The organism is Pseudarthrobacter sulfonivorans (assembly GCF_031454915.1).
GTDB classification, from domain to species: domain Bacteria; phylum Actinomycetota; class Actinomycetes; order Actinomycetales; family Micrococcaceae; genus Arthrobacter; species Arthrobacter sulfonivorans_C.
This window is the reverse complement of sequence record NZ_JAVDRS010000023.1, coordinates 1-1,658: the sequence shown is the minus strand read 5'-3', so window position 1 is coordinate 1,658 and position 1,658 is coordinate 1. Positions and strand designations below refer to the sequence as shown.

Here is a 1,658-nt window from a genome sequence, read left to right as displayed (position 1 = left end):
CTTGAGTTCTAGCGGTCGTTGCAACACCCCGAGATTTTGGGAGTTGCAACGACCGTGCCGTCTTTAATGGAAAGATCGCGTTCCAACAGGAAGTACACACAGTTCGATAAGGACCGGTTCTTCAAGGCGCTGGACCGGGGCGGGACCGTCGCGTCTGTGGCCGCTGGGCTCGGTCTGGACAAGATGGCCTGCTATCGGTGGACCCGGGCTGCGGGGATGCAGTTCCGGAAGCAGGAGGCTTCCCCGGACCAGAAGGATGCCTTCCTGGACCTGTTTCGTCGGCTTGGAAATGCCACCGACGCCGCCGCGCAGCTCGGATTGAACAGGAACACCTGCTACCGGTGGATCCAGAAGGCCGGGCTGGCCCGCAAACGCGCAGACCAGCCCAGCCGGGAGGACTTCCGTCGGTTACGTGAGTCCGGGTATTCCCGCCGCGACGCGGCCCGCGCGTTGGGCATCCACCCCACGACCGCGGGCGAGTGGGACACCGGGGTCCGCAAGACCGGCAATAGACGCATTTACCCGGGCGGGCGGGTAGTGGGCTACAAACAAGGAGTGAGTAGCTTCGACACCCCCTCGGGACAGCCTGTGAAAACAGCGTCCCCGGGCCTGGCCACACTGGAGAAGGCCATCAACCCCCGCTACCTCTCGCTGCAGGAACGGGAAAGTATCCGGGACCTGCGGGACGCCGGCGACTCCCTCCGCACGATCGCGGCCAAGCTGGGCCGCTCCGCCTCGAGCATCAGCCGCGAATTAGGCCGCAACAGCAGCCAGGCCAACGGCTACCAGCCTTACGCCGCGCAGCGCTCTGCTGCGTCCCGCCGGCCCCGACCCAAGGACAGCAAACTGGCAGCCGAGGGGCGCTTGCGCAAGTATGTGAAACAGAAACTGCGCCTACGCTGGTCTCCGGAACAGATCAGCAACACCCTGATCAAGGAATTCCCCGATGATCCGGAGATGCGCGTGAGTCCAGAAACGATCTACCAAGCCCTCTACGTCCAAGCCCGCGGCGGGCTGCGCCGTGAAATCCAGGCAGCCCTGCGCACCGGCCGGACCCGCCGCAAGCCCCGCAACACCGGCGAGCAGCGCACCTCCCGGTTCGCGGACCCCATGGTGATGATCGCCGAACGCCCACCCGAAATTGAGGACCGCGCCATACCCGGGCATTGGGAGGGCGACCTCATCACCGGCGCCTACAACCAATCCGCGATCGCGACCCTCGTAGAGCGCACCACCCGGTATGTCATGCTCGTTCACCTGCCCGGCGATCACACCGCCGAAACGGTCGGCAAAGGGCTGGTGAAGACCATGAGCGCCTTGCCAGCCCACCTGCGCGGCTCGCTGACCTGGGACCAGGGCGCGGAAATGGCAGCCCATAAAACGTTCACCATCGCCACCGAGATGGCCGTCTACTTCTGCGACCCGGCCAGCCCATGGCAACGCGGCTCAAACGAGAACACCAACGGGCTGCTCCGCCAATACTTCCCCAAAGGCACCGACCTGTCCGCCTACGGGCCCGAGGACCTCGAACACGTCGCCCAGGAACTCAACGGCCGCCCACGCAAAACGCTCGACTGGGATACCCCAGCCGAGCGCCTGCGTGACCTACTCTTGACCAACTAACACCAACGGTGTTGCAACGACCCCCTGAATTCGCC

1 protein-coding gene is annotated in these 1,658 nt (G+C 64.8%); it reads left to right on the top strand.

Annotated features, from left to right (window positions below):
* Positions 1-216 precede the first annotated feature (216 nt).
* Positions 217-1,623 carry an IS30 family transposase gene (locus tag J2808_RS22195; protein WP_463675851.1) on the top strand — a complete coding sequence of 469 codons (1,407 nt, stop codon included), beginning with the start codon at positions 217-219 and terminating at the stop codon, positions 1,621-1,623.
* Positions 1,624-1,658: the final 35 nt, after the last annotated feature.